At 60.1% G+C, this 21333-nt stretch carries 20 protein-coding genes and 1 pseudogene; 11 read left to right on the plus strand and 10 right to left on the minus strand.

Annotated features, from left to right (window positions below; translation table 11 throughout):
- Positions 1 to 107: 107 nt before the first annotated feature.
- Together AC4PS6_RS28525 and AC4PS6_RS28530 are read right to left on the minus strand one after the other, a co-directional pair.
- Positions 108 to 1640: an AmpG family muropeptide MFS transporter gene (locus AC4PS6_RS28525; RefSeq protein ID WP_014719771.1), complete on the minus strand. Its 1533-nt coding sequence runs from the start codon at positions 1638 to 1640 to the stop codon at positions 108 to 110.
- 43 nt (positions 1641 to 1683) lie between these two features.
- Complete coding sequence (locus AC4PS6_RS28530; RefSeq protein WP_020301352.1) at positions 1684 to 1998, minus strand: MGMT family protein; 315 nt, start codon at positions 1996 to 1998, stop codon at positions 1684 to 1686.
- A gap of 193 nt (positions 1999 to 2191) precedes the next feature.
- Between AC4PS6_RS28530 and AC4PS6_RS28535 the strand changes: the two genes are divergently transcribed.
- From AC4PS6_RS28535 to groL, 5 genes are all read left to right on the plus strand, one after another.
- Positions 2192 to 3199 (plus strand): DUF481 domain-containing protein, encoded by a 1008-nt coding sequence (locus AC4PS6_RS28535; RefSeq protein WP_014719769.1) that lies wholly within the window; start codon positions 2192 to 2194, stop codon positions 3197 to 3199.
- A gap of 102 nt (positions 3200 to 3301) precedes the next feature.
- Positions 3302 to 4033 carry a HugZ family pyridoxamine 5'-phosphate oxidase gene (locus AC4PS6_RS28540; protein ID WP_058409962.1) on the plus strand — a complete coding sequence of 244 codons (732 nt, stop codon included), beginning with the start codon at positions 3302 to 3304 and terminating at the stop codon, positions 4031 to 4033.
- Positions 4034 to 4099: 66 nt separating this feature from the next.
- Positions 4100 to 4576: an FxsA family protein gene (locus tag AC4PS6_RS28545; protein ID WP_492181069.1), complete on the plus strand. Its 477-nt coding sequence runs from the start codon at positions 4100 to 4102 to the stop codon at positions 4574 to 4576.
- 247 nt (positions 4577 to 4823) lie between these two features.
- Positions 4824 to 5117, plus strand: coding sequence for a co-chaperone GroES (locus AC4PS6_RS28550; RefSeq protein WP_003193940.1), 294 nt, complete (start codon positions 4824 to 4826; stop codon positions 5115 to 5117).
- Between the two features lie 50 nt (positions 5118 to 5167).
- A complete protein-coding gene (gene groL / locus AC4PS6_RS28555) occupies positions 5168 to 6814 on the plus strand; it encodes a chaperonin GroEL (protein WP_014719767.1) in 1647 nt (548 codons plus the stop codon).
- Positions 6815 to 7156: 342 nt separating this feature from the next.
- Here groL and AC4PS6_RS28560 read toward each other — a convergent pair whose 3' ends face one another.
- Positions 7157 to 7882, minus strand: coding sequence for a phosphatase PAP2 family protein (locus AC4PS6_RS28560; RefSeq protein WP_336827414.1), 726 nt, complete (start codon positions 7880 to 7882; stop codon positions 7157 to 7159).
- 50 nt (positions 7883 to 7932) lie between these two features.
- Positions 7933 to 9882: an LTA synthase family protein gene (locus AC4PS6_RS28565; RefSeq protein WP_032902717.1), complete on the minus strand. Its 1950-nt coding sequence runs from the start codon at positions 9880 to 9882 to the stop codon at positions 7933 to 7935.
- Between the two features lie 201 nt (positions 9883 to 10083).
- Here AC4PS6_RS28565 and colR point away from each other — a divergent pair, with 201 nt between their 5' ends.
- The 5 genes from colR to AC4PS6_RS28590 all read left to right on the plus strand — a co-directional run bounded on the left by colR (position 10084) and on the right by AC4PS6_RS28590 (position 13854).
- A complete protein-coding gene (colR, locus tag AC4PS6_RS28570; protein WP_003193936.1) occupies positions 10084 to 10767 on the plus strand; it encodes a two-component system response regulator ColR in 684 nt (227 codons plus the stop codon).
- Positions 10757 to 12037, plus strand: coding sequence for a sensor histidine kinase (locus tag AC4PS6_RS28575; protein ID WP_168224026.1), 1281 nt, complete (start codon positions 10757 to 10759; stop codon positions 12035 to 12037). The genes colR and AC4PS6_RS28575 overlap by 11 nt, the downstream gene beginning before the upstream one ends.
- 188 nt (positions 12038 to 12225) lie before the next feature.
- The gene (locus tag AC4PS6_RS28580) at positions 12226 to 12906 is read left to right on the plus strand and encodes a class I SAM-dependent methyltransferase (protein ID WP_019817332.1); all 681 of its coding nucleotides are present in this window, start codon (positions 12226 to 12228) and stop codon (positions 12904 to 12906) included.
- Positions 12907 to 12910: 4 nt separating this feature from the next.
- Complete coding sequence (locus tag AC4PS6_RS28585) at positions 12911 to 13630, plus strand: lipopolysaccharide kinase InaA family protein (RefSeq protein ID WP_019817333.1); 720 nt, start codon at positions 12911 to 12913, stop codon at positions 13628 to 13630.
- Complete coding sequence (locus AC4PS6_RS28590) at positions 13627 to 13854, plus strand: hypothetical protein (protein ID WP_003193932.1); 228 nt, start codon at positions 13627 to 13629, stop codon at positions 13852 to 13854. The genes AC4PS6_RS28585 and AC4PS6_RS28590 overlap by 4 nt, the downstream gene beginning before the upstream one ends.
- Positions 13855 to 14065: 211 nt before the next feature.
- On the opposite strand, the gene AC4PS6_RS28595 is transcribed toward AC4PS6_RS28590, so the two are convergent.
- Genes AC4PS6_RS28595 through AC4PS6_RS28605 form a run of 3 tightly spaced genes read right to left on the minus strand, consistent with a single transcriptional unit; the run spans position 14066 to position 17701 of the window.
- On the minus strand, positions 14066 to 15163 hold the full coding sequence (locus AC4PS6_RS28595) for a DUF1513 domain-containing protein (RefSeq protein ID WP_336827422.1): 1098 nt from the start codon (positions 15161 to 15163) through the stop codon (positions 14066 to 14068).
- A 2-nt stretch (positions 15164 to 15165) separates the two neighbouring features.
- Positions 15166 to 16230, minus strand: a complete 1065-nt coding sequence (locus tag AC4PS6_RS28600) for an imelysin family protein (protein WP_020301348.1) — start codon at positions 16228 to 16230, stop codon at positions 15166 to 15168.
- A gap of 31 nt (positions 16231 to 16261) precedes the next feature.
- A complete protein-coding gene (locus tag AC4PS6_RS28605) occupies positions 16262 to 17701 on the minus strand; it encodes a di-heme oxidoreductase family protein (RefSeq protein WP_020301347.1) in 1440 nt (479 codons plus the stop codon).
- A gap of 140 nt (positions 17702 to 17841) precedes the next feature.
- Here AC4PS6_RS28605 and AC4PS6_RS28610 point away from each other — a divergent pair, with 140 nt between their 5' ends.
- Positions 17842 to 18405, plus strand: a complete 564-nt coding sequence (locus AC4PS6_RS28610; RefSeq protein ID WP_020301346.1) for an NAD(P)H nitroreductase — start codon at positions 17842 to 17844, stop codon at positions 18403 to 18405.
- Between the two features lie 135 nt (positions 18406 to 18540).
- Here AC4PS6_RS28610 and AC4PS6_RS28615 read toward each other — a convergent pair whose 3' ends face one another.
- The 3 genes and pseudogenes from AC4PS6_RS28615 to AC4PS6_RS28625 all read right to left on the minus strand — a co-directional run bounded on the left by AC4PS6_RS28615 (position 18541) and on the right by AC4PS6_RS28625 (position 21219).
- Positions 18541 to 19296: a methyl-accepting chemotaxis protein gene (locus AC4PS6_RS28615; RefSeq protein WP_370706227.1), complete on the minus strand. Its 756-nt coding sequence runs from the start codon at positions 19294 to 19296 to the stop codon at positions 18541 to 18543.
- A gap of 102 nt (positions 19297 to 19398) precedes the next feature.
- Positions 19399 to 20679, minus strand: a pseudogene (locus AC4PS6_RS28620) (methyl-accepting chemotaxis protein); the annotation flags it as partial.
- Between the two features lie 138 nt (positions 20680 to 20817).
- The gene (locus AC4PS6_RS28625) at positions 20818 to 21219 is read right to left on the minus strand and encodes a YbaN family protein (RefSeq protein WP_014719757.1); all 402 of its coding nucleotides are present in this window, start codon (positions 21217 to 21219) and stop codon (positions 20818 to 20820) included.
- Positions 21220 to 21333: the final 114 nt, after the last annotated feature.

A 21333-nucleotide genomic window follows, 5' to 3' on the forward strand; every position in this document is an offset into this window, starting at 1 on the left:
ATCTGTCGTAACGGTCGCTTGTGTGGGAGCTGGCTTGCCTGCGATAGCGGCGCTGGGTTCACCACCGCTATCGCAGGCAAGCCAGCTCCCACATTGACTGAGTCGTGTCAGTCTTCCGGCGGGGGATTCAGCCGGGCGCGGCGGTTCTCCTGGAACCAATGCAACGCAATCAGGAGCAGCGTCGGCACGCCCAGCAGGCAGGTGATCATAAAGAAGTTGTGGTAACCGAACTTCTCCACCATCACGCCTGAATAGCCGCCGATCAAACGTGGCAGCAACAGCATGATCGAACTGAGCAGCGCATATTGGGTGGCGGAGAACTTGAGGTTGGTGAGGCTCGACAGGTAAGCCACGAATGCCGAGGTGGCCATGCCCGAACTGAAGTTGTCCAGGGAGATGGTGACGATCAACATCTGCAGGTCGGGGCCCATGTCGGCGAGCATCACGAACAGCAGGTTGGTACCGGCCGAGGCCACGCCGCCGATGAACAGGATCGGCAATATGCCGAACCGCACGATCAACAGGCCGCCCATGCCGGCGCCGAGCAGGGTCATGATCAGGCCGAAGATCTTGCTCACTCCGGCGATCTGGTCCTTGGTGAAACCCTGGTCGATATAGAACACGTTGGCCATGACGCCCATCACCGTGTCGGACATGCGATAGGTGGCAATCAGCCCGAGCAGCAGCAGCGCCTGCCAACGGTAGCGCAGGATAAAGTCATTGACCGGCGTGAGCACGGGCGCCAGGCCCCGGCGGCCCATGGCTGAAAGGCACAGGGTAGTGAGGATGATATAGAGGATGGCGCGCAGGAACGCGCGGTCTTCCATCAGCAGTTCCCACAAACTCACGCCCTGGAACAGCACGCTGGCGAAGTCGGTGTTGTACAACTGAGTGAACATCGCCGGCACCGAGACCAACAGCACGATCAGCACAAACACCGACACCAACTGGTGCATGAAACTGTAGCGGCCGGCCTGCAACTGGGTGCGCAGTGGCACATCAGGTTCACGCATGAGGAAGGTGGTGAGCAACGCCGGCACCATCAACACGCCGAACAGCACATAGGTGCCGGTCCAGGCCGAGTGTTTATAGTTGAAGCCGGTGGAGCCAAAGCCTTCGGCAAAGAACAGCGCACCGGCCGTGGCCAGCAGGGCGGCAATGCGATAGCCGGACATGTAGCTTGCCGCCAGGGCGGCCTGACGGCTGTCGTCGGCAATTTCCAGGCGGTAGGCATCCACGGCGATATCTTGGGTGGCCGACGCGAAGGCGACGATCACCGCGATGGCGATCAACCAGGACAGGTGTTTTTGCGGGTCACAAAAACCCATGCCGATCAATCCGAGGATCACCAGCGATTGGGCCAGCACCAGCCAGGAGCGACGACGCCCCAGTTTGCCAAGCAACGGCAGGCGCCATTGGTCGAGCAGCGGCGACCAGACCCATTTAAAGGCGTAGGCCAGGCCGATCAGGCTCGCATAGCCAATGGTCTCGCGAGCCACACCGGCTTCACGCAGCCACACCGAAAGCGTCGAAAACACCAACATGTAAGGCATGCCGGCGGCGAAACCGAGCAACAACAGCACTAACGTCGAAGGGCTGGCATAGGCGGCGAGCGCGGCGCGCCAGGTTTTACGGGGCATGGGCTGGAGTCTGCCTCAGATTTGCGGAAACAAAGCGCGCACTCTAACCGCTGTGCTCTACCGGGCGCCAGCCATGACGCTGAATATCAACACGATTGTTCAGGATAGTGACGCCTTCGCTACGTAAACGCGCACGTTGTTCGTCGCCCGAGGCACTGCCCACCGGCAGGCTTATCCGACCACCGGCACCCAGCACCCGATGCCAGGGCAACCGCGTGTCTTGCGGCAACTGGCTCAGGGTGCGCCCGACCCAGCGGGCAGCACGGCCCAGACCCGCCAGGTGGGCCAGCTCGCCGTAACTCACCACGCAGCCTTCGGGCACCTGCGATAACGTCAGGTACAAGGCGGTGCGGCGCATCTCGGCAGGGCTTTGTGGTGCATCTGCAGGTGGGATCACTGTGGAGATATCCGTTGAGATCGTCGTTGTTTTGTCAGAAACGTCTGTAAACATGACGATGAGTATTGAACTCAATATAAATCCTTGAGTCAGTTCTAGCCATGTAACACTATAACGCCCCTTTTTTCGCCTATCCTGAGCCCCGTACCTGCTTATGTTGTCCAGAACCCTGTTGTGCCTTGCTGTTTTCAGTGCTTCCACGCCCTTGCTCGCCGATACCGTCTGGTTGAAAAACGGTGACCGGCTCACTGGCAAGATAAAAGTCTTCGACGGTGGCAAGTTGCTGATCCAAACCACCTACGCAGGCTCCATTCCGGTGGACTGGAAGCAGGTCAAAACCCTGGAAAGTGACCAGGAGCTGCTGGTCAAGCAAGACGCCTACAGCGGTGAAAAGGCCAAGTCCTTGCAGGCATCGGATGACGGCAAGGTGGTGCTGGCCAATGGCGAGGCGCCCAAGACGGTGGAACTGGCAAGTATCCAACAGATCATGAAGCCCAAGCCCGTGATCGAAGACCTGGTGTGGAAGGGTAATGTCGACCTGGCGCTGGACTACAAACGCGCGGACAAAGACACCAACGACTACGACATCGACTTCAAGACCTCGGCCCGTCACGGCCAGTGGCGTCATACGGGCAAGGGCGAATATAACCGCGAGTTCCAGGACGACGTCACCACCACCGACAACTGGGCCCTGGAATACGACCTGGACCGTTTTATCACCGAGCACTGGTTCTGGCAGGGGCGCCTGACCTACAAACGCGACAAGGTCGAAGACCTGGCGCGCCAGCGCACCGTGGGTACCGGCCCGGGCTACCAGTTCTGGGACGATGAGTTGGGCGCGTTCTCCCTCGGATCGCTGGTCAACCGTACCGATTACGAATATGCCGACGGCGGCAAGGACAACTTCTACTCTCTGGCTATGAAGTGGAATTACAACCGCTACCTGGTGGGCAAGACCGTGGAGTTCTTCACCAACGGCGAATTGGGCAAGCCTCTGGACGGCCCGGCCGATTACTCCCTGGATGCCGAGATGGGCCTGCGCTACAAAGTCACCGAATGGGCGTCCCTCAATCTCAAGGCCGAGCGTGACGTCATCAGCGGCGACTCCGATAGCAGCTTGAGCAAGACCCGTTACACCGCAGGCTTCGGCGTGGCCTGGTAAACCGGCGTCGGCCACTCTGGCAACCTGCGCAGATATTGATTACCTTGTGTTGAGATCCATTCCCATATGCCATGGGCGGCGGAACACCCGAGGAGTCATCTATTGAGCACGCAGGTTGCCAAGAACGCCCGAGAGCTGTTGCTCAAGGAATACCGTGGGGCGCTCGCCACACAGTCCAAAGCCATGCCCGGCTTTCCCTTTGGCTCGGTGGTGCCCTACTGCCTGGACGAGCAGGGCCGCCCGCTGATCCTGATCAGCCGCATTGCCCAGCACACCCACAACCTGCAAAAAGATCCCAAGTGTTCGCTGTTGGTGGGTGAGCGCGAGGCCGATGATGTGCAAGCCGTGGGGCGCCTGACCTACCTGGCCGAAGCCGAGAAGCTGGAAGACCCCGCCGTCATCGAAGCTGCGGCCGAGCGCTACTACCGCTACTTCCCTGATTCGGCCAACTACCACAAGGCCCACGATTTCGATTTCTGGGTGCTCAACCCCGTCCGTCACCGTTACATCGGTGGGTTTGGCGCGATCCATTGGGTCGACCAGTTAACCTTGGCCAACCCGTTTGCGGGCAAGGCCGAGCGCAGCATGATCGAGCACATGAACAGCGATCACACCAAGGCCATCGCCCATTACGTCGAGCTGGGCGGCTTGCCAACCACCGAGCCTGCACAGTTGGCCGGCATCGACAGCGAAGGCATGCACCTGCGCATTGGCCAATCGTTACATTGGCTAGGGTTTGCCGAGCCCTGCAATACGCCGACACAAGTGCGTGAAGCCCTGGTTTCATTGGCGCACGCTGAAGTCTGGCCGAAAAAAACCGCGGCTACTGCTTGAATTCACACAACGGCGACGTCATCTAAGGTGAACTGGCAAGGCATTCTTGCGTTGAGGAACCATTTGATGCGCCCTTTTTTATTGCTCTTTCTGCTGTTTCCGGTGTTGGAGCTGTTCGTATTCGTTAAAGTCAGCGGTGCGATCGGTTTCTTCCCGGCGCTGTTGCTGATCATCGTAGGCTCCATGCTCGGCGTCCTGGTGCTGCGTGTCGCCGGCCTGGCCACCGCGCTGCGTGCCCGTGAAAGCCTGAACCGCGGCCAACTGCCGGCCCAGACCATGCTTGAGGGCCTGATGATGGCCCTGGCCGGTGGCCTGCTGATCCTGCCGGGCTTTATCAGCGACGTGCTCGGCCTGGTGCTGTTGCTGCCGTTCACCCGCAAGCTGCTGGCCGGCAAAATGCGCCAGCGTGCTGAAGAGGCCGCGATGCGCCAGCGTGCGTTCGCCGACGACCTGCAACCCCGTGGTGGCCCGGCTCCACGCCAACCCCTGGGGCGTGAAGGTGATGTGATCGAAGGCGAGTTCGAACACCGCGACCCTAAGTAACCGCTTCACTGGCACGGCACCTTCGGGTGCCGTGTTGCATTTACCCTTGAGCCGACACAAAAAATTTCATCCTCGGCCCCTTGTAATAAGCCTGGGCGCCCTTATGTAACGGTCACCGCAAGGTTTCTGGTGGTGACATCAGACAGACTTCCGCGTCTCGCCCCGCGAGCCGCGACCGGCACCGCCGGAATTTAACCCGCCGGAATTGATACCGGCCGATGAAAAACACAATTAGGAGAGATCGACAATGAAGCTTCGTCCTCTGCACGACCGCGTCGTAATCCGTCGCAGCGAAGAAGAAAAGAAAACCGCTGGCGGGATCGTTCTGCCAGGTTCGGCTGCTGAAAAAGCCAACCACGGTGTGATCGTCGCTGCTGGCCCAGGCAAAACCCTGGAGAACGGTGATGTACGCGCACTGGCCGTGAAAGTGGGTGACAAGGTTGTTTTCGGCCCTTACTCCGGCAGCAACACTGTGAAAGTAGACGGCGAAGACCTGCTGGTAATGGCTGAGAACGAAATTCTCGCCGTTCTGGAAGACTGATTTCCTCGCTCATTTTCCCGTTACTACAAAGTATTTAAGGAATATCGATCATGGCTGCTAAAGAAGTTAAATTCGGCGACTCCGCCCGCAAGAAAATGCTCACTGGCGTCAACGTACTGGCTGACGCAGTAAAAGCGACCTTGGGCCCGAAAGGCCGTAACGTGATCATCGAGAAGAGCTTCGGCGCTCCGACCATCACCAAGGACGGCGTTTCCGTCGCCAAAGAAATCGAACTGGAAGACCGTTTCGAAAACATGGGCGCGCAGCTGGTCAAAGACGTTGCCTCCCGTGCCAACGATGACGCAGGTGACGGTACTACCACCGCAACCGTACTGGCTCAGTCGATCGTCAACGAAGGCCTGAAGGCCGTTGCTGCCGGCATGAACCCGATGGACCTCAAGCGCGGTATCGACAAGGCGACCATCGCCATCGTCAAAGAGCTGAAGAACCTGTCCAAGCCATGCGCCGACACCAAGGCCATCGCTCAGGTAGGCACCATCTCTGCCAACTCCGACAGCTCCATCGGCGACATCATTGCCGAAGCCATGGAAAAAGTCGGTAAAGAAGGCGTGATCACCGTTGAAGAAGGCTCGGGCCTGGAAAACGAACTGTCGGTTGTAGAAGGCATGCAGTTCGACCGTGGCTACCTGTCCCCGTACTTCGTCAACAAGCCGGACACCATGGTTGCCGAGCTGGACAGCCCGCTGATCCTGCTGGTCGACAAAAAGATCTCCAACATCCGCGAAATGCTGCCAGTGCTGGAAGCCGTTGCCAAAGCCGGCCGCCCACTGCTGATCGTGGCTGAAGACGTTGAAGGCGAAGCCCTGGCGACTCTGGTTGTGAACAACATGCGTGGCATCGTCAAGGTTGCAGCCGTCAAGGCGCCAGGCTTCGGCGACCGTCGCAAGGCCATGCTGCAGGACATCGCCGTTCTGACCGGCGGTACCGTTATCTCCGAAGAGATCGGCCTGAGCCTGGAAAGCGCCACCCTGGAAAACCTGGGTAGCGCCAAGCGCGTGACCCTGTCCAAGGAAAACACCATCATCGTTGACGGTGCTGGCGTTGAAGGCGACATCGAGTCCCGTATCGCTCAGATCCGTGCACAGGTTGCCGAGACTTCCTCGGACTACGACCGTGAAAAACTGCAAGAGCGCCTGGCCAAGCTGTCTGGCGGCGTTGCAGTGATCAAGGTTGGCGCTGGCTCCGAAGTTGAAATGAAAGAGAAGAAGGCCCGCGTTGAAGACGCCCTGCACGCAACCCGTGCAGCCGTTGAAGAAGGCGTGGTACCTGGCGGTGGCGTTGCGCTGATCCGTGCTCTGGAAGCCCTGACTGAGCTGACCGGCGACAACGCTGACCAGAACGTCGGTATCGCTGTACTGCGTCGTGCCGTTGAAGCACCGCTGCGCCAGATCGCTGCCAACTCCGGCGACGAGCCAAGCGTTGTGGTCAACGAAGTCAAGAACGGCAAAGGTAACTACGGTTACAACGCTGCGACTGGCGTGTACGGCGACATGATCGAAATGGGCATCCTGGATCCAACCAAGGTGACTCGTTCCGCGCTGCAAGCAGCATCCTCCATCGGCGGTCTGATCCTGACCACCGAAGCTGCGATCGCTGAAGCACCGAAGAAAGAAGGCTCGGCTGGCGGCGGTATGCCAGACATGGGCGGCATGGGTGGCATGGGCGGCATGATGTAAGCCAGCCTACCCGGCGCTATAAAAAGCCCCGCCTGCAGTGATGCAGGCGGGGCTTTTTTATGCACGGCTGTACCCACCCGACGGCGGCCTGACAGCCACGCTTATCTAACTGATGCACGGCGGTCAAAATGTGGGAGCTGGCTTGCCTGCGAAGACGGCCTGCCAGCCTGCAGGAATGTTGGATCAGAGCGCATCCTGCCGGGTTACCCAGGAGTTCAAGCCTGCGTTCGACCAGCGTGGTTATCGAGGTTGTAGTTGCCGTCGACCGCTGCAAAGTTGTGTCGATACTTATGGCCAATCGCAGGCAAGCCAGCTCCCACATTTGATCTTCGTTGCATTCGCTTAACTGACCGGCATTACGGCTTGCCGTGAAGGCCGGTACAGCAACAAGCAATACAGCCCCAGGCAGATCAGCCAGCAAAAGATCGCTGTCCACACATTGTGGGAAAAGAAATGCGCCCCTTGCAGCATACGGCTGACTGAAAACACGCTGCCCAGGCCGGCAGCAAAGATGAACGCGTAGCGCGCCAGCCGTGGCCGTCGATCCCGCAGCGCGAAGAACCAGGCGAACAAGGCAAACCCGGTGGCGGCATGCCCGCCGGGCCAGCAGCGGCCGGGTTTATCGGTCGGCGGGCGCGGGCTGAGCAGTTCGCTGTAGGTTTCCTGGCCGCCGAACTCCTTGAGGCTCCAGGGGCATTGCACGGCGGTGATGGTTTTCAATGGCGACACGAACGCCGTCGCCATTCCCAGCGACAGCACCAGGCACACCAGTTCACGGCGGTACGGCTTGAGCCGCTGCAGGATGAAGCTGCCGACCAGGCCCAGAATCGCCAGCACCGAAAACAGGATCACCAGTTGCTTGGCACGGTCATGCAGGATGTCTTCAAGGAAGAAGCTATAGCGGCCAATGAAGCCGCCAGCCTCTGCGCTATAGAAATGCCTGGCCAGGTCCATGTCCAGTGACGTCAGTTCAAGCAACAGCAAGGCCACCGCAGCGCTGGCAGGCAGGCCCAGGCACAGCCAAAAATCAAGCGGTTTGGAAACCGGTAAAGAGGAGGCGGATTTCATCACGAACCTTGGTAGAAAAGCCCCGTGCTCACCTGCACGGGGCTTTTTGATTAGCGTTTGCTTAAGACTGGAGCCTCTTCCTTGGGCGCTTTCCAGCTCAGCAGTTGCTGTTTGTAGTCATAACTGGCGGCCTGGTAGTAGGTGATCGCCCGTTGAATCAAGGGGTCATCGCTACCGACGCGCAGCTCCTGGCTCTCGCCCAAGGCCTGGTCGTGGCGACGCAAGCCTTGGCGCGGGCTGAGGATTGCCAGGTCCTTGCCATCGAACAGACCCAGGTGCTGGTAATTGCCCACCACTACCCGTGCAGGCAATGGGTTGTCTTGCAGCAGGTTGCGGCCAAAGAATGTTGATTCGTAGCTCAGGTTGAGCAGGCCCAGCAAGGTCGGCGCCAGGTCGATCTGGCTGGCCAGTTGGGCGGATTCCCGTGCGTCGATCAGCTTGGGCGCGTAGATAAACAGCGGTATCTGGTAGTTGGTGATCGGCAGGTCTTCCTTGCCCGCGCTGCCGGCCGTGTGGTCGGCGACGAACACGAAGATCGTGTTATCGAACCACGGCTTCTGGCGCGCCGCCTCAAGGAACTGGCCGATGGCGTAGTCGGTGTATTTCACCGCGCCGTCGCGGCCCTTGCCGGACTTGATGTCGATGCGCCCGTCCGGGTAGGTATAAGGACGGTGGTTGGAGGTGGTCATCAGTTGCAGCAAGAACGGCTGTTGCTTGGCGTAGTCGGCGTCGGCCAGTTTCAAGGTCTGTTTGAACAGGTCTTCGTCGGCCATGCCCCAGGCGTTTTTGAACGAGATTTCTGACTCGGGCACGCTGCTCTGGTCCACCACCCGATAACCGTTGCCGCTGAAGAACGCGTTCATATTGTCGAAGTAACCGCGCCCGCCGTAGACAAATACGCTGTCATAACCGATGGCCGAGAGCTGTTGCCCCAGGCTGGCGAACCCGCTTTCGCGGCCGATGCGCTTGACGATCGAACGTCCCGGCGTCGGCGGGATTGCCAGGGTAATGGCTTCCAGGCCTCGGTCGGTACGCGTACCGGTGGCGTAGAAGTTATTGAAGTACAGGCTCTGTTGGCGCAATGCATCCAGATTGGGCGTGAGGTTGCGCGCATCGCCATTGCTGCCCATGTACTTGGCGCTGAAACTCTCGATGGTCACCAGTACGATGTTGGGCTTGCGCAGTGTGCCGGGGTTGGTGATGGCACGGCGAATATCCAGCGGGTCCGGGTCGATAAAGCGGGCGTTGGGCTCACTCAGTTCGGCGCGCAACTGCTTGGCGACGACGTCGGTCGGCAGGCTTTTGTAGAACTGGGTGTAATCCAGTTCGTTGTTACGGAAGGCGGCGAAGAACTGATAAGGCCCGTTGCTGGCCAATTCGTTGTTGTACGCGTTACCGCCTTGGGTGCGTGGGCTGTCCTGGCTGACCAGTTGCAGGCTGAGGCCGGCGAGCACCAGCAGGCCCAGGGCGTTGACCAAACGGCCACGCAGCGCAGGCAAGGGCGCTGCCATCGCGGCATTGAAGGGCTTGCGCAGAGCCACGCTCAGAATCAGTGCAAGCATCGCCAGCAGGCTCAGCAGCTTGCCGATCGGGTAAGACTCCAGCAGGTTGTTCAGTACCTCATCGGAGTACACCAGGTAATCGACAGCGATAAAGTTGAAGCGCACGCCAAACTCATCCCAGAACAACCATTCGGCCACCGAGGTGAACAGCATGGCGAACAGGCTGACGGTCAGCACCGCTTGCAGGAACCAGCGATGGCCACGGCGGCGCCACAGAGCTGGCGGGCAGAGCAGCAAATACAGGCCAAGCGGCAAGGCTGCGTAGGCGAGGAAGGCCAGGTCGTAGAGCACACCTACGCCAAACACCGGCAGCAGGTTGCCGCCGACTTCATCCAGGTGAGTGATGAGCAGCACACTGCGGGTAAGCAGGAAAACCAGTAACCAGGTACCGGTAATCAACAACAAATAGCGCATTGGTGCAGTTTTGAAAAAACCCATGTCTATGTTCCTTAGATCAATGGGGGGCGATCTTCTTCCTGAGGCTGTAGTCAGTTTGTGAAGCTATAGTGAAAAACTTGTTCGGCTCTGCAAACAGTTGAAAACCTTTATCAGCGGGGCTCTGCGCTCTATCCCTGAGCCCCGCTTGGCCTTAAGCTGCGCGAGCCAACACGGCCGTTACCGCGTACGGAGACACTGCCCATGCGAATTCTATTGGTTGAAGACAACCGCGATATCCTCGCCAACCTGGCCGATTACCTGGGGCTCAAAGGCTACACAGTGGACTGTGCGCAGGACGGTTTGTCGGGCCTGCACCTGGCGGCCACCGAGCATTACGACCTGATCGTGCTCGACATCATGTTGCCCGGCATCGATGGCTACACCCTGTGCAAGCGCCTGCGCGAAGACGCGCGCCGTGACACTCCGGTAATCATGCTTACCGCTCGCGACCAACTGGACGACCGGCTGCAGGGCTTCAAGTCTGGCGCCGATGACTACCTGCTCAAACCCTTCGCCTTGTCGGAACTGGCCGCCCGTATCGAAGCGGTGTTGCGCCGTGCCCAGGGTGGCGGGCGTCGTGCCCTGCAAGTGGGTGACCTGAACTACGACCTCGATACGCTGGAAGTCACCCGCGAAGGGCGCCTGCTCAAGCTCAACCCCGTGGGTCTGAAACTGCTCGCCGTGCTGATGCAGAAAAGCCCGCACGTTCTGCGTCGGGAAGTTCTCGAAGAAGCCCTGTGGGGAGACGACTGCCCGGACAGCGACAGCCTGCGCAGCCATGTTCACCAATTGCGCCAAGTGATCGACAAACCCTTCGCCAAGCCATTGCTGCAAACGGTGCATGGTGTGGGTTATCGCCTGGCCGAGGGTCGTGATGGAGTTTAAGCAAAGCCTTGCCCAACGGATCATCATCGCCTTCGCCTTGATGAGTGCGTTGGTGGCGGGGGCCTTCGCCATCGGCATCATTGCGACCGTGCACCTGGTGGAAGAGAAGTTGATCTCGGCGGGCTTGGGCGGCGACTTGCAACGCCTGCTGTTGATGGACAGCGTCGAAGACTGGAACCATCGGCCGGAGCCGGACCAGCTGTTCTATTTCAGCGGCGGGCGTGGCGATTTTGAACTGCCCAAGGACCTGCGCCATCTGGACCCGGGGTTTCATGAGGTGTTTCGCGAGGCGCTGTCGTACCACGCCATGGTTGAAGTGGTCGATGGCCGACGTTATGTGTTGCTGCAAGACCAGAGCGATTTCGAAGAGCGTGAGCGCGTGCTGTTTGCGGTGGTGCTGGTGGGGTTCGTACTCAGCCTGGCGCTGGCGGCGTTCCTCGGCTGGGTGCTGGCCCGCAAGGTGATGGCGCCGGTGGTACGCCTGGCCCGTCAGGTCCGTCATCGTGACCAACTGTTGGGCCTGGCACCGCCCCTGGCGCCGGATTACGCCGCCGATGAAGTGGGCGAACTGGCGGTGGCGTTCGACGCCACCTTGGGTCGTTTACGCCAGGCGCTGTCACGTGAGCAATTGTTTACCAGCGATGTGAGCCATGAGTTGCGCACGCCCTTGATGGTCCTGGCCAGCTCCTGCGAACTGTTGCGCGAAAACCCGGCCATCGATCAGCGCGGTCGCAATCAGGTAGAACGAATTGCCCGTGCCTGTGAAGAAATGCGCGAACTGGTGCAAACCTTCCTGATGCTGGCCCGCGCCAAACACGACGACGCCGCCAGTTCGCCCCAAGGCAACCTCACCCAGGTGGCCGAAGACCTGCTCGGTATCTGGCGCGAGCCCATCGAGAAAAAAGGCCTGACGTTGATCTACCTGCCAGGCAACCCCCTGGACACCTGCTACAACACCACCTTCTTGCATGCGGTGATGGGCAACCTGCTGCGCAACGCACTGCATTACACCGAGCACGGGTTTATCCGCCTGACCCTGGAGCCCAGTGGTTTCACGGTGGAGGACTCCGGTGTCGGCATCCCCGAAGAGAAGCGCGAAGCGATGTTCGAGCCGTTCGTGCGCGGTAGCGAGAAGCGTGGCGAGGGCCTTGGCCTTGGGCTCTCACTGGTGCAACGGATCTGCGAAAGCCAGGGCTGGAGCGTAAGCCTGAGCACTATGGAGCCCAATGGCTGCCGTTTTCACGTGGAGCTCAGCCCAGTCAAAACCTGACCCTTCAGTCTGTCGTTTTGCTGATGCAGACTGCCCGCTTTTCGGCGAAGATGGCCCGGTGCTACTGAATGTTTCTGTAAAGTCTTGAAATGTATGCAATTGGACAGGACAAGATTTTCACAACGAGTTGACCTGTTGATCACAGTTCGCTGCTTAAGGTCGTAGGCATCAGTTACTGGAGACGTAAGATGCCTTCCCCGATCAAGCTGGAATTTTCTGACAAGTACGACGATCAACACGCGCAGAAATATTTGCTCAAGCATCAGGACAATCTGGCTCGCCGGTTGTCCCACAAACGCGACGAGCAGTTGGCGCGCGGCGCCTTGGCCATGGCCGGTGAGCCGGGCCTGGTGTTGGACCTGCCGTGTGGCGCTGGACGTTTCTGGCCGTTGCTGGCCGAAAAACCCAACCGTGTGATTATCGGAGCTGACAATTCGGCGTCGATGTTAAAGATCGCCACCGCTGCCCAACCGGCAGAGGTGGTGAAACGGGTACGCCCTTTGCAGACGTCTGCCTTTGATATCGATTTGCCAGATAACTCCGTCGACAGTATTTTCTGCATGCGCTTGATGCACCACATCGGTGATCCAGAGCACAGATTGACAATATTGCGCGAGTTTCAACGTGTTACCCGCGACAGCGTGATTATTTCGCTGTGGGTAGACGGTAATTTCAAGGCCTGGAAGCGCAAGCGCAGCGAAGTGCGTCGTCGCAAAAAAGGTGAGCAAGAAGGTTACCAAAACCGGTTTGTGTTACCGGCTGCTACTGTCGAGGCAGAATTCGAGCAGGCCGGTTTCCGTGTTCAGGAATCCCTGGACTTCATACCGCTCTACGCCATGTGGCGAGTGTATGTATTGCGCAAGAGGTAACAGGATGGCAGTTGAGTGCGTAGTAGGCAGTCATGTAGCTCCCGAAGAACGATTTGATTTTTTCTGGCGTCAACAGGGTGAGTGGGTTGAAGAACCCAACCGTCGCCGTGGTGGTGAAAGTGGCGTGCAACGGGTCATAAGCCCTAATGGCCGTTTGCTCTATTGCAAGCGCCAGACCGGCCACATTTACCGCAGCTGGCTGCACCCCTTTGGGCGTCCGACCGTGCTGCGTGAGCGTGATGCCCTCAAAGGCCTGCGTTTGCTGGATGTGCGTGTGCCGGAACTGGTGTTTTGCGAAGCACGTCGCGACCCAGAGCACCAGTGGAAAGCCCTGTTGGTCACCGCGTCTCTGGACGGTTTCGACGAGATTGAAAACTGGTACGCCGCCGGTGGCCGCGAACAGTATGGCGAGGCGGTCCACGAGCGCCTGCTGCAAGAGTTGGCCGGCACCTTGGCCCGTATGCACAAAGGCCGCTGGCAACACGGTTGCCTGTATATCAAGCACATTTTCGTGCGGGTTACCGGTGAGCCTGATGCGGCGACGGTGGAAGTGGCCCTGCTGGACTTTGAGAAATGCCGCCAGCGCCTGACCGCTTATCGGGCCGCGTCCCACGACATGCTGCAATTGCGTCGCCATTCGTCGTGGAATGATACCGACTGGAAAAAACTCAGCTACTTTTACGAGACGGCGTTTGGCAGCGCTATCAAGGGTTTAACCAGATGAAGCTAGAAATCGCACGAGGTTTGTTTCTGGTCGGGGCATTGGGTGTTGCAGCCCTGGCCCTGGCGGTATGGGAACAACCTCGTACACAAGTGTTGAGTGCGGTAGACGGTGGCGGGCAATGCCTGCTGCCACGCATTGCCAAGACGAGTGTGGCGGCCAAGCCCGACCATGAATTGTTGTTATTCATGTTCGGCATGTCTCAAGCGATGAGGCCGCAAAGTTGAAACGATTGACCCCGAAAAGGGCCTTGCCATGCGAGGCCCTTTTTTTATGGTGCGCCAGGCATGATCATTCCCACGCTCTGCGTGGGAATGCCTCTTGAGACGCTCTGCGTCTCGTCCGTTAGCGCCAGTGACGCAGAGCGTCACGGGTTGCATTCCCACGCAGAGCGTGGGAACGATCAAGCCCGCTCCCACATTTTGATGTCGTCGGTCTTTAGACCAAGTGCAGGTGGTTATCCCAGAACCCTGCCGGTAACTCCAGTGGTGTTGCCAGTAACTTTTCCTGGCGGCAGTCATAGAAGCGGCAACGCCCCTGTCCTGATGTCACGACAAACCCATCCGCCACCGCACCCACCCCCGCACAGTCCGGCAAGGGCCCATCCAGGCGCAGTTCGGCGGTGTCCATGTCCCAGATAAAAAAGCGATTGCCACGAGGTGCTGTCAACGCCACCAGGCGCAGTTCGCTATGCACCGCCACGCTGGCGGTGTAATGCCCCATCGCCTGCAACTGTTCATCCGCCACTGGGAACGCCACGAACGGCTGCCCCGGGCGCTTGATCGCCAGCAACTCGGAACGCTCCTGGGACGGGCCCATGAACTGTTGCCCGGTGAGGATGGTGCCATCGCTGGCGATGCCCATGTGCCGCACGCTGTTCATCTGCTGGGCCAGGGTTTCCTTGCTGATCAGGCTGCCGTCGCGCCGCATCAGCACCAGGCTCGGCTCCATGGCATTGAGGTTCATCTCTACCCGGCTTTCGGCTTCGGTGCGAATGCCACCGTTGGCCACGATCAGCGTCTCGCCGTCGGGCATCCACGAGACCTGATGCGGGCCGATGCCGTGGGTAGAGATCTCGCCGCTGTGCACCAGCCGCTCACCTTCAAACTTATACACACCCAACAGGCCGCGGCCAGGGTCGGAAGTGTCGTTCTCGGTGGCGTACAGCCAGTCGCCGCTCTTGTGGATCACCGCATGGCCATAGAAATGGCGGTTGGCGTTGGAGGTGAGGGTTTGCAGCAGCCCGCCATCGCGCAGGTCGATCAGGTAGCTCTCGGTGCCTGGGCGACGTGCGACGAACAACGCAATCGGCAACGTCGGGTGGTTGATGATGTCATGGCAGCGCTGGCTGACCTGAGTAGCAAATACCGGCTTGCCGTCCAGGCGATAGCCGACAGCGTAGTGCTTGCCATCGGCATCATCGCGCGCCGACAGCAGCAGCGGGCCTTTGTCTTTGTGCTTGAACAGCGTCCAGCCACCCAAGGTGATAGCGCTGAGCAGCACGCTGCCCACCGCCAAAGCCTGTCGCCTGAGCATCATCAGTCACCGTCGTTGGCGTTAAAGCCCAGTTGTACGCCCAGCGCCTTGGCCAGTTCACCTTCATGCAGGCGATGGACTACGTTGAGGCTGTCGTAGATGTCGTTGAGTTGCTGGCGCCCGGCGTCGTCGTTCAACAGTTCGTTGAGGGTGCGCTGGTTGCTGGCGAACAGTTTCAGCGACGCTGCGTAGGCGGCGTCGATTTTCTCGGCCAGGGGCTTCTGGTCCGCCGGCAGCAGGCCACGCAGGCCTTTGTTATCGACGCCCACCCACACGGTCTGCGCTGCGGCGAGGCTGGCTTCCAGGCTCTGCAGGGACGACTGGCTGCGCCAGGCATCGGCTTGGAACGGTTGCGGGATGCCCTTGGTCTGGCGGCCCATTGGGGTGCCGAGTTTTTTCTTCAGGGTGTCCAGGGCGGTCACTTGCACGCGCAGCAGATCGGCGATGGCTTCGTGGGAATCAGCGTAGCGCTGGTTCGGAAACTTGGTCATTTGCGCGAGCATGCCGTCGGTGCTGTTCCAGCTGGCCAGGATCTCTTCGGCCAGGACTTTCTGGCGCTCGCCGATGGCCATCAGTAACGGGCAATAGCGGGCTTTCTGGGCTTCGTCGGCGACGTCGGGCTTGGCGTCGTAGAGGATGTATTCGTAGGCCGACAGGCCCTGCACTACCACGCTGGATTTCGCCAGGGCCGCGGCGTCGATCTGCGGCTGGGCACTGACCAGTTGCTCGACCTGGCGGCCGACCAGGTTCTTCTTGTCTGGCCAGAACTGCACCTGCCACGCCCGGTTGCCTTCGGCCAGCGGGCCGATCAACAGCGGTTGCAGCTCGGCCCAGGCTTTTTGTGCGTGCAGGAAGTCAGCGCGGGCGGTGTCCAGGCTTTCCTTGCCTTGGCAGTAGGCCAGGGCGCTGACGGCCAACTGACGGTCGGCCTCAACCCAACGGCTGTAGGTCGGCAGGATCACTTGCTTGGCGATGGCTGCCGAGGTCACTGCTTGCGGGTCTTGGGGCGAGCAGGCGCCCAAGGCCAGGGCGGCGAGGCTGGTGAATAACAACTTGGGACGAAACATGTCGAGCTCCCTTCTGTAAGTGGGGCAAAGCTTATAAAGAATTCAGGAACGCCAGCAACGCGGCACGCTGCTCGGCATTGAACGACAACACATGTTGCTGCGCCGCTTGGGCTTCACCGCCATGCCACAGCACGGCTTCAAGCAGGTTGCGGGCGCGGCCGTCATGCAGGAACTGGGTGTGACCACTCACGGTTTGCGTCAGGCCAATGCCCCACAGCGGCGGGGTGCGCCAGTCGCGGCCAGTGGCTTTGAATTCGCTACGGTTGTCGGCCAGGCCTTCGCCCATATCGTGCAGCAGCAGGTCGCTGTAGGGGCGAATCACCTGGTTGGCCAGTTCAGGTTCGGCTGCATTGGCGGCGGTGGTGAAGCTGGGCTTGTGACAGCCTTGGCAACCGGCCTGGTAGAACAGGTTCTTGCCGGCCAGCACTTGCGGCGTATCAACGTCCCGACGTGCGGGCACCGCGAGGTTGCGGGTGTAGAACAGCACCAGGCGCAGGATGTTATCGCTGACTTCCGGTTCACCCTGCGGGCCATTGCCGTTGGGCGCCTGTTTGCAGGCCACTTGGGCGTCGGTGCAGTCATCGAAGGGTCTCAGGGACGTGGTGAGGCCCATATCACCAGAAAACGCGTGAACGTTTTGTTGATTGAGGTTGGGCTGCCCGGCTTTCCAGCCAAAACGCCCGAGGACAGTTTTGGCCTGAGCGTCATCCCAGACCCAATTGGCGCGGCCGACAATAGCCTCTTTGTCGGCGGTCTTGGGGTCGGTGTTGCGCAGGATATCGGCGTCGCTGATCGCTTCGAGCAGGCCCAGGCCGATCATCGGCGGGGCGATACGCGCCGAGAAGCGTGTGTCAGGGTGCATCGGGCCGTAGCCGAGTTGGGTGATCTGCAGGTCGGGCTTGCGTAATTCAACGAGCGTGCCGTCCTTGAACCTGACGTTGACCGGTGTGTAGTCGACCCGCACCTTGCCTTCCGGCGCAACGCCGGGCACCGCCATGTCCTGGAGTTGCCCGCCGTAGACCGGCTCGGGTACCACGCCGATCTGTTCGATGAGCTTGGCGTAGGCTGGCTGCTCTGTAATAGAGGGATGGATGGACAGGCGCACCAGCATCGACACGGCATTGGGCGCGTCGGGCAGCGGCGGGTGGCCACGGCCATCCTTGATATGGCAGTTCTGACAGGCGTTGGTATTGAACAGTGGGCCCAGGCCATCGCGCGCCGTGGTGGTGGACGGCGCAATCACCCACGGGTTGCGAAAGAAACTGTTGCCGACGCTGAAGTCCAGGCGCCGCGTGGGCGCGAGGTTGGCCGAGGGCAGGGAAAAGGCGTTCTGGTCGCGCTTGTTTACCGTCGCCGCGCCACCGGCCCGCGATTCACCCGGCTCTGCTTTCGTGAAGCGAGGGGCGTCATCGCAAGCAGTCAGGCTTAAAGCCATCAACGCTGCAGGCAGGTACAAAAGCGCACGGAACATCGAGATTCCTGGACGAGGGCAGAAAATTAAGGCGCAAAGTCTAACAGGGCAGGGCAGATTGAATAAGAGCAATTATCGTTTGGTGGCATCCCGATTCTTTCCCGCTAGAATGGCTGCACATTTTTTTATGGAGGTGGCCAATGCAGGCTCTCGACGCTTTGCTCAACCGTGTTTCCGTGCCCCGTTTGCTCGACCCGGCACCGACCCAGGAGCAGCGCGACCTGCTGTTCGCCGCCGCCATGCGCGCGCCCGATCACGGTCAACTGCGCCCGTGGCGTTTCCTCACCGTCGAAGGCGCAGCCCGTGAACAGATGGGCACGCTGTTGGCTGAAGCCGCCCGCCTGCAAGACGCCGACGCACCGCAAGCCGCCATCGATAAAGCCCAGAACGGCCCGCTGCGTGCGCCGCTGGTGGTGGTGGTGATTGCACGCTTGCAAGAGCATTTCAAAGTGCCCAAGTCCGAGCAATTGCTGGCCGCCGCCTGTGCGGCCCACGGCATTCTGCTGGCGGCGTATGCCCAGGGTATTGGCGCGGTGTGGCGTACTGGCGAATTGTCCTACTCGGCCCATGTCGCCAAAGGCCTGGGGTTGGCGGCGAATGAAGAAGTGATTGGCTTTCTCTACCTGGGCACACCGCAGAACCCACCGCGTACGGCGCCGAAGGAAGACCTGGCGCCGTTCGTCCAGGCCTGGCCCGGCCGGTAATTCACCGCTGTTCTGCTCTATGTGAGAGCTGGCTTGCCTGCGATGGCATCGACTCGGTTTCACAGATACACCGAGTTGTCTGCATCGCGGGCGAGCCCGGCTCCCACCCAGATGTTTAGTGTTTTCAGAACCGAGTCAGACCCTGAACTGATCCATCAACTTCATCTGCTGGCTGGCCAGCGCATTGAGCTGGCTGCTGATCGCCGCCGACTCGGTGGCCTGGCCCGTGAGGGTTTCGGTCACGGTGCGAATCGCCGAGACGTTGCGGTTGACCTCTTCGGCCACCGCGCTCTGCTGTTCGGCCGCGCTGGCGATTTGCAGGTTCATGTCGCTGATCACGGTGACCGCGTCGCTGATCTTGCCCAGGGCTTGCACGGCTTGATGGATCTGCCCGGCATTGCTCTGCGCCTGGTGCTGGCTGGAGTGCATGGTCGCCACTACGCCACGAGTACCGCTCTGGATACGCTCGATCACCAGGCGGATTTCTTCCACCGAGTCCTGGGTGCGTTTGGCCAGGTTGCGCACTTCGTCGGCCACCACCGCAAAGCCACGTCCGCTTTCCCCGGCGCGTGCCGCTTCAATCGCCGCATTCAACGCCAGCAGGTTGGTCTGTTCGGCAATGCTGCGGATCACCTCCAGCACTGAACCGATTTGCTCGCTGTTGACCGCCAGGGCTTCGACTTCGCCCACGGCTTTGCTGACTTCGTCGGCCAGGGTGGTGATATCGCGGGTGCTCTGCTCGATGATCGACATGCCTTCGCGAGCCGACTGGTCGGCACCGCGTGCCGCGCTGGCGGCATTGGAGGCGCTGTTGGCCACGTCGTGGGCGGTGGCGCTCATTTCGTTCGACGCGGTGGCGACCTGGTCGATTTCACGGAACTGCACCTGCATGCCTTCGCTGGTCTGGCGCGCAATGGCGGACGACTGATCGGCCGTCCCGCGGGCTTCGGTAATGCTTTGCTTGATCTGCGCAATGGTCGGCTGCAGTTTGTCGAGGAAGCGGTTGAACCAGTTCACCAGCTCGCCCAGTTCGTCTTTCTTGGCGTAGGCCAGGCGTTGGGTGAGGTCGCCGTCACCGCTGGCGATGTCCTTGAGCATGGCGGCCACGCTATTGATAGGGCGGGTCACGCCAGTAGCGGTCAGCCAGATCAACAGCAAGCCCAGCAGGCCAGCGGCGGCGGCCACCAGCAGGGCTTTTAGCGTGCCTGTTGCCTGGGCCTCGTCGAGTACGGCTTGCAGTTTTTCGTTGTCGGCCAGCATCACCGCTTTGGGCAGCTTGATCACCACGCCCCAGGATTTGGCACCGGCAATCGGCTTGAGCGGGTACACGGCACGAATGGTGTCGTCCTGCTCACGGATCACCGGACGGTCATTGGCCAACAGTTGCACGATCTCCTTGCCTTCGGCGCCGATGCTGTCGATCAGGTTCTTGCCGACTTTGGCCGGTTCACCACTGTAGGCGGCGATTAGGCCGGTGCTGGACAGAATCTCCAGGTGGGCGGCACCGTTGAACAGGTCTTTCTGCGCAGCATCGGTGGTCGCTTGCAGGGCGGTGAGGGCGATGTCCACGCCGACGACACCGATGACTTTGCCGTCGACGATCAGCGGCAGGGAAATGGTGGTCATCAGTACCGGTTTGCCGGCCACCGTGTCTTCGTACGGGTCCAGCAGGCACGTACTGCGCGTGTCCCGTGGGCAGGTGTACCAGATGTTGTAGGGCGTGCCGCTGAGGTTGAGGGTGGTCTTGGTCAGGTCATCTTCGACCATGATGGTGTTCTGGCCTTCGCCGCCAGCACGACTCCAGTAGCTGGAAAACCGGCCTTTTTCATTGGAGACGCGGGCCTTGTCGTCGATGAATTCGCTGTCCTTGCCATCCAGCCCGTTGGGTTCGAACGACAACCAGATGCCCAGCACTTTGGTGTTGCGCTCGAACGCGGTTTTGACGCTGCGGTTGAGCTCTTCACGCAGGGCCCCGGCTTCAAGGGCGCGTTGGGTGCCCAACTGACGCAGGTCTTTGATCTGGTCGGCCAGGGCGGTGACCACCAGCAGGTTTTCGCCGAAGGTCTGCTGCAAGTGGCCGGCCTGTTCGGCCGCTTTGGATTGCAGCAACTGCTCAACGCTGGCGGTGAGCATTCGTGAGCTTGAATCACTGACCAACCGATCGTTCTGGTTGGTGTTGTAGATATTGATGCCGACCACCAGTGCAATCACACCCAGCAGGCACAGGCCGGACAGCAACACGATTTTCAAGCGGATGGAGAGGGTGTCGAACATAGGTTCACTCACGAATGGACTTGTTGGAATGCACGCAGAAGAGCCAAGTCCATTCGGCGCCGTACCTGAAACATCGGCGTCACAAATCAATTCATGAGAAATAGGCGATGAGCGGTAGGAAAATGCCTACACCGGCCGTTATACGGGGCGTGCGAGCTGCTCGGGGCGGGACCAGATCCACAGGTTGCCCAGGCTCATCCCGGCAATCGCCAGGTACACCGGCCAGCCGTGATCGAGCATCACCAGCATCAGCACGGCGCACAGCAACATGCTCACCGTGGCGCTGACCTTGGCGCGGCGGGCGATGATCTTGCCATTGCGCCAGTTGGACAGAATCGGCCCGAACAGGCGATGGTTTTCCAGCCAGGCGCTGAGGCGCGGCGAGCTTTTGGTGGCGGCCCAGGCAGCGAGCAAGATGAATTCGGTGGTGGGCAACCCCGGTATGACAATCGCCACCAAGCCGATCCCCAGGCTCACGTAGGCCAGCAGGCCAAAGAGGACTTGGGCGATTTTGGAGGAGGATTGGGGTTTGCCGGTCATGCTGCAGTTTTCTGGTGGGAAGGTTTACACATTATCAGCCATGAAATGCACCCAAGTGTGGGAGCTGGCTTGCCTGCGATGGCGGTGTATCAGGTTAAATATCCGGAGCTGACC

This window comes from Pseudomonas sp. DW-iso17 (genome assembly GCF_058725345.1).

Excerpts from the sequence above, each read along its gene's own strand:
- AC4PS6_RS28525 (WP_014719771.1), bottom strand. The coding sequence starts at position 1,640 with ATGCCCCGTAAAACCTGGCGCGCCGCGCTCGCCGCCTATGCCAGCCCT.
- AC4PS6_RS28530 (WP_020301352.1), bottom strand. The coding sequence starts at position 1,998 with ATGCGCCGCACCGCCTTGTACCTGACGTTATCGCAGGTGCCCGAAGGC.
- AC4PS6_RS28535 (WP_014719769.1), top strand. The coding sequence starts at position 2,192 with ATGTTGTCCAGAACCCTGTTGTGCCTTGCTGTTTTCAGTGCTTCCACG.
- AC4PS6_RS28545 (WP_492181069.1), top strand. The coding sequence starts at position 4,100 with ATGCGCCCTTTTTTATTGCTCTTTCTGCTGTTTCCGGTGTTGGAGCTG.
- AC4PS6_RS28550 (WP_003193940.1), top strand. The coding sequence starts at position 4,824 with ATGAAGCTTCGTCCTCTGCACGACCGCGTCGTAATCCGTCGCAGCGAA.
- groL (WP_014719767.1), top strand. The coding sequence starts at position 5,168 with ATGGCTGCTAAAGAAGTTAAATTCGGCGACTCCGCCCGCAAGAAAATG.
- AC4PS6_RS28560 (WP_336827414.1), bottom strand. The coding sequence starts at position 7,882 with ATGAAATCCGCCTCCTCTTTACCGGTTTCCAAACCGCTTGATTTTTGG.
- AC4PS6_RS28565 (WP_032902717.1), bottom strand. The coding sequence starts at position 9,882 with ATGGGTTTTTTCAAAACTGCACCAATGCGCTATTTGTTGTTGATTACC.
- colR (WP_003193936.1), top strand. The coding sequence starts at position 10,084 with ATGCGAATTCTATTGGTTGAAGACAACCGCGATATCCTCGCCAACCTG.
- AC4PS6_RS28575 (WP_168224026.1), top strand. The coding sequence starts at position 10,757 with ATGGAGTTTAAGCAAAGCCTTGCCCAACGGATCATCATCGCCTTCGCC.
- AC4PS6_RS28580 (WP_019817332.1), top strand. The coding sequence starts at position 12,226 with ATGCCTTCCCCGATCAAGCTGGAATTTTCTGACAAGTACGACGATCAA.
- AC4PS6_RS28585 (WP_019817333.1), top strand. The coding sequence starts at position 12,911 with ATGGCAGTTGAGTGCGTAGTAGGCAGTCATGTAGCTCCCGAAGAACGA.
- AC4PS6_RS28590 (WP_003193932.1), top strand. The coding sequence starts at position 13,627 with ATGAAGCTAGAAATCGCACGAGGTTTGTTTCTGGTCGGGGCATTGGGT.
- AC4PS6_RS28595 (WP_336827422.1), bottom strand. The coding sequence starts at position 15,163 with ATGCTCAGGCGACAGGCTTTGGCGGTGGGCAGCGTGCTGCTCAGCGCT.
- AC4PS6_RS28600 (WP_020301348.1), bottom strand. The coding sequence starts at position 16,230 with ATGTTTCGTCCCAAGTTGTTATTCACCAGCCTCGCCGCCCTGGCCTTG.
- AC4PS6_RS28605 (WP_020301347.1), bottom strand. The coding sequence starts at position 17,701 with ATGTTCCGTGCGCTTTTGTACCTGCCTGCAGCGTTGATGGCTTTAAGC.
- AC4PS6_RS28610 (WP_020301346.1), top strand. The coding sequence starts at position 17,842 with ATGCAGGCTCTCGACGCTTTGCTCAACCGTGTTTCCGTGCCCCGTTTG.
- AC4PS6_RS28615 (WP_370706227.1), bottom strand. The coding sequence starts at position 19,296 with ATGCAGGTGCAGTTCCGTGAAATCGACCAGGTCGCCACCGCGTCGAAC.
- AC4PS6_RS28625 (WP_014719757.1), bottom strand. The coding sequence starts at position 21,219 with ATGACCGGCAAACCCCAATCCTCCTCCAAAATCGCCCAAGTCCTCTTT.